We start from the raw sequence: 5,686 nt of genomic DNA, 5'->3' as shown, positions 1-5,686 counted from the left end.
TGTTGGTGTGGTGGTGGTTTGAGAACTCAAGAGCGTGTTTGTGCTACTTTATAGCTTTTTTGATTGCCAGTCCGATGCCCGCCCGGTGTTGCCGGGTGCACGAGGGTGCTGAATGGGTGTCGGGGTTTTTCGTGGGTCTGTTTCCTCCTTATGGAAGCGGATCCGTCAATGTATTGTGAGAGTCGTTTCGGCTTCTTCATTGTTTTTTTGTGGAGGGTTTGATTCTGGCTCAGGATGAACGCTGGCGGCGTGCTTAACACATGCAAGTCGAACGGGATCCATCAAGCTTGCTTGGTGGTGAGAGTGGCGAACGGGTGAGTAATGCGTGACCAACCTGCCCCATACACCGGAATAGCTCCTGGAAACGGGTGGTAATGCCGGATGTTCCGCACCGTCGCATGGTGGTGTGGGAAAGGGTTTACCGGTATGGGATGGGGTCGCGTCCTATCAGCTTGTTGGTGGGGTGATGGCCTACCAAGGCGTCGACGGGTAGCCGGCCTGAGAGGGCGACCGGCCACATTGGGACTGAGATACGGCCCAGACTCCTACGGGAGGCAGCAGTGGGGAATATTGCACAATGGGCGAAAGCCTGATGCAGCGACGCCGCGTGCGGGATGACGGCCTTCGGGTTGTAAACCGCTTTTGATTGGGAGCAAGCGAGAGTGAGTGTACCTTTCGAATAAGCACCGGCTAACTACGTGCCAGCAGCCGCGGTAATACGTAGGGTGCAAGCGTTATCCGGAATTATTGGGCGTAAAGAGCTCGTAGGCGGTTCGTCGCGTCTGGTGTGAAAGTCCATCGCTTAACGGTGGATCTGCGCCGGGTACGGGCGGACTGGAGTGCGGTAGGGGAGACTGGAATTCCCGGTGTAACGGTGGAATGTGTAGATATCGGGAAGAACACCAATGGCGAAGGCAGGTCTCTGGGCCGTTACTGACGCTGAGGAGCGAAAGCGTGGGGAGCGAACAGGATTAGATACCCTGGTAGTCCACGCCGTAAACGGTGGATGCTGGATGTGGGGCCCGTTCCACGAGTTCCGTGTCGGAGCTAACGCGTTAAGCATCCCGCCTGGGGAGTACGGCCGCAAGGCTAAAACTCAAAGAAATTGACGGGGGCCCGCACAAGCGGCGGAGCATGCGGATTAATTCGATGCAACGCGAAGAACCTTACCTGGGCTTGACATGTGCCGGACGGCCGCGGAGACGTGGCTTCCCTTCGGGGCCGGTTCACAGGTGGTGCATGGTCGTCGTCAGCTCGTGTCGTGAGATGTTGGGTCAAGTCCCGCAACGAGCGCAACCCTCGCCTCGTGTTGCCAGCGGGTCATGCCGGGAACTCACGGGGGACCGCCGGGGTTAACCCGGAGGAAGGTGGGGATGACGTCAGATCATCATGCCCCTTACGTCCAGGGCTTCACGCATGCTACAATGGCCGGTACAACGGGATGCGACATGGCGACATGGAGCGGATCCCTCAAAACCGGTCTCAGTTCGGATCGGAGCCTGCAACCCGGCTCCGTGAAGGCGGAGTCGCTAGTAATCGCGGATCAGCAACGCCGCGGTGAATGCGTTCCCGGGCCTTGTACACACCGCCCGTCAAGTCATGAAAGTGGGCAGCACCCGAAGCCGGTGGCCCAACCCGCGAGGGGGGGAGCCGTCTAAGGTGAGGTCCGCGATTGGGACTAAGTCGTAACAAGGTAGCCGTACCGGAAGGTGCGGCTGGATCACCTCCTTTCTACGGAGATTTCATTGAAATTCCCCCTCCTGTTTCGGGGTTGGGGGTCGTGTCCATGGGTCCGGCCGGTTGGTCGGATGGTGTGGGCGTGCTGGCGTGGAACGGTCGATTGGGCTGGTGGCATGGATGCGCTGTTGGGTTCCCGGACCGCCACCCTTGTGGGTGGTGTTCCTGTCGCCCATCGGGTTCCTGTGCGGGTGTCGTCCCGTGGCGGGTCCTGGTGGTGTGGTGGTGGTTTGAGAACTGGATAGTGGACGCGAGCGGATGGCCGCCTGTTGGTGTGCCGTCTGCTTGGTATTGTTTCGTCCGGGCCCTGATGGGGTCCGGGTCGATCGTTTTGTGATCTATTAGTGTGATGATTTGTCGTCTGGCAGTTCGCAGTTGTTGTTGCCGTGGCATGGCCTGTGTGGTTGTGTTGTCGGTAAGGGCGCATGGTGGATGCCTTGGCAGACAGGACCGATGAAGGACGTGTGGGGCCGCGATAGGCCTCGGGGAGCCGCCGACAGGGCTTTGATCCGAGGGTGTCCGAATGGGGGAACCCGCCAGCCGTCATGGGCTGGCACCGCATTCGTGCGGGGGGTACGCAGGGAAGTGAAACATCTCAGTACCTGCAGGAAGAGATATTCCGTGAGTAGTGGCGAGCGAAAGCGGATGATGGCCAAACCTGTGCCGTGTGATACCCGTCGGGGGTTGCGGCATGGGTGTTGTGGGGTTTGGTGCCCGGGTTCCGACGGACCCGGCGGCAGTGATAAAACGACGTGTGAGACGAACGGGATTGAATTCCCGGCCGTAGAGGGTGATGGCCCCGTAGTCGAAGGCGCGTCGTCTGCCGATCCTTATCCCCAAGTAGCGCGGGACTCGTGGAATCCCGTGTGAATCCGCCCCGACCGTGGGGTAAGCCTGAATATTCCTGTCTGACCGATAGCGTACGAGTACCGTGAGGGAAAGGTGAAAAGCACCCCGGGAGGGGAGTGAAACAGTTTCTGAAACCGTGTGCCTACAAACCGTCGGAGCCTTTCGGGGTGACGGCGTGCCTATCGAAAAATGAGTCTGCGAGTCAGTGGTGCGTGGCGAGGTTAACCCGTGTGGGGCAACCGTAGCGAAAGCGAGTCTTAAAAGGCGTTTTCAGTCGCGTGTCCTGGACCCGAAGCGGGATGATCTAGCCCTGGGCAGGTTGAAGCGTGGGTAAGACCGCGTGGAGGACCGAACGGACCTGGGTTGAAAACCGGGCCGATGACCTGGGGCTAGGGGTGAAAGGCCAATCAAATTCCGTGATAGCTGGTTCTCTCCGAAATGCATTTCGGTGCAGCGTCGCGTCATTGCCTCCATGGGGTAGAGCTACTGGATGCTTGAGGGCCCGTATCGGGTACCGACAGCAGCCAAACTCCGAATACGTGTGAGGTGTATCGCGGCAGTGAGTCGGCGGGGGATAAGCTCCGTCGTCGAGAGGGAGACAGCCCAGATCGTCGTCTAAGGTCCCCAAGTGTGTGCTAAGTGGGAAAGGATGTGGAGTCGCATAGACAGCCAGGAGGTTGGCTCAGAAGCAGCCATCCTTGAAAGAGTGCGTAACAGCTCACTGGTCTAGTGGTTCCGCGCCGATAATGTAGCGGGGCTCAAGCACACCACCGAAGACGCGGCAGTGCAGTTCGCTGTGCTGGGTAGGAGAGCGTTCCGCATGGGGCGAAGCGGCGGCGTGAGCCGGCCGTGGACCGTGTGGAAGTGAGAATGCAGACATGAGTAGCGAGAGACGGGTGACAATCCCGTCCGCTGGATGACCAAGGGTTCCGGGGCCACGTTCGTCGTCCCCGGGTGAGTCGGGTCCTAAGGCGAGGCCGACAGGCGTAGTCGAATGGATGAAGGAGTCGATATTCTCCTACCGGCGTCAGACCGCCCAATCCAAGACGTGGAAGCATGCCCTTACCTGCTCCTGATCGGGGTCTTCGGACCCGGTGACGGTGTGGGACCGGTGTGTGGATGCGTGGCGGGTAGCACGGGAGTGACACGGAACGGGAGCCGGGCCGCGGTGGTGGTTATCCGTGGTCAAGCATGTGGCGCGTCGGGCAGGCAAATCCGTCCGGCATTGAGCGTGAGGTGTGATGATGGGGGGTCTTGTGCCCCGAATCCGGTGTGCCGTTCCGTCGAGAAAAGCTTCGGTGCGAGGGCTGTCGCCGCCCGTACCCCAAACCGACACTGGTGGTCAGGTAGAGTATACCAAAGCGATCGAGCGAATCCTGGTCAAGGAACTCGGCAAATCACTCCCGTGCCTTCGGTATAAGGGAGACCCCTTGCGGTGAGGCGCCTCGCGCGCGGAGCCGAGGGGGGTGGCACAGACCAGGGGGTAGCGACTGTTTACCAAAAACACAGGTGCATGCGAAGACGAAAGTCGCTGTATATGCACTGACGCCTGCCCGGTGCCGGAAGGTTAAGAGGATCCGTCATCCCCTTCGGGGGGGCAGCGGTGAATTCAAGCCCCGGTAAACGGCGGTGGTAACTATAACCATCCTAAGGTAGCGAAATTCCTTGTCGGGTAAGTTCCGACCTGCACGAATGGCGTAACGACTTCCCCACTGTCTCGACCAGGAGCTCGGCGAAATTGCAGTACGAGTAAAGATGCTCGTTAAGCGCAGAAGGACGAAAAGACCCCGGGACCTTTACTATACCTTGGTATTGGCGTTAGGTGCGGACTGTGTAGCATAGGCGGGAGGCTTCGAAGCGGGTGCGCCAGCATCCGTGGAGCCGTAATGTGAAATACCGCTCTGTCCTCATCTGGCCTCTAACCTCGGCCAGTCATCCTGGTCAGGGACAGTGCCTGGCGGGTAGTTTAACTGGGGCGGTTGCCTCCCAAAGAGTAACGGAGGCGCCCAAGGGTTCCCTCAGCCCGGTTGGCAATCGGGTGTTGAGTGCAATCGCACAAGGGAGCTTGACTGTGAGAGCGACGGCTCGAGCAGGGACGAAAGTCGGAGATAGTGATCCGGTGCCGGCGTACGGACGCGGCATCGCTCAACGGATAAAAGGTACCCCGGGGATAACAGGCTGATCATCCCCAAGAGTCCATATCGACGGGATGGTTTGGCACCTCGATGTCGGCTCGTCGCATCCTGGGGCTGGAGCAGGTCCCAAGGGTTCGGCCGTTCGCCGATTAAAGCGGCACGCGAGCTGGGTTCAGAACGTCGTGAGACAGTTTGGTCTCTATCCTCTGCGCTCGTTGGAATCTTGAGGAGCCCTGCCCATAGTACGAGAGGACCTGGGTGGACGAACCTCTGGTATGCCGGTTGTCGCGCCAGCGGCACGGCCGGTTGGCTACGTTCGGATGGGATAACCGCTGAAAGCATCTAAGCGGGAAGCCCCCTCCAAGATAAGGATTCCATGGGACCTCGGTCCCTGAAGACCCCATGCAGAACACATGGTCGATAGACCGGACGTGGACACCCCGCAAGGGGCGGAGCCGACCGGCACTAATGGTCGAGGACAACACAACACCCACCCTGTTCACGGGGTGGCGGCAAGCATCTTCCTGCGTACCTGCCTGCGGCAATGAACACGGATGGCCACAGGCGATCGACAGCAACGAGACACCACGCGTCCACCGTCCGGTCCCCGAACCGGCACCACACCCCCCTTTTCAAGGCAAGGGGGGAGAATCGAAGATTTGCGGCGGTCATGGCCTGGGGGAGACGCCCGGTCCCATTCCGAACCCGGAAGCTAAGACCCAGCACGGCAATGGTACTGCACTCGGAAGGGTGTGGGAGAGTAGCACACCGCCGCTCCAACACGAATGCAAGGGGACCACCGGGGACAACGCCCGGTGGTCCCCTTTCCCATACCCAGCCGCCACGCGCAATCACCCGACACGGGGAACAGCAACCCCTGCCGGGGGTACCTCCTGTCCCATCCCACACCGTCAACCCAGCCGCGACCCGGCGCAACGTCAGCGACCGGACCGACCACAACCACA

3 rRNA genes are annotated in these 5,686 nt (G+C 60.1%); all 3 read left to right on the top strand.

The window, feature by feature from the left end:
* Positions 1-206 precede the first annotated feature (206 nt).
* Positions 207-1,731: ribosomal RNA gene (locus AACP59_RS09410) — 16S ribosomal RNA — on the top strand.
* Between the two features lie 411 nt (positions 1,732-2,142).
* Positions 2,143-5,209: ribosomal RNA gene (locus AACP59_RS09405) — 23S ribosomal RNA — on the top strand.
* Between the two features lie 172 nt (positions 5,210-5,381).
* Positions 5,382-5,498, top strand: a 5S ribosomal RNA gene (rrf, locus tag AACP59_RS09400).
* The 16S, 23S and 5S rRNA genes sit together here, the layout of an rRNA operon.
* Positions 5,499-5,686: the final 188 nt, after the last annotated feature.

The sequence above is a fragment of the Bifidobacterium indicum genome, from assembly GCF_036987015.1.
In the GTDB taxonomy this organism is placed as follows: Bacteria; Actinomycetota; Actinomycetes; order Actinomycetales; family Bifidobacteriaceae; genus Bombiscardovia; species Bombiscardovia indica.
The sequence above is the reverse complement of the archived record's forward strand: the minus strand, read 5'-3'. Positions and strand labels throughout refer to the sequence as shown.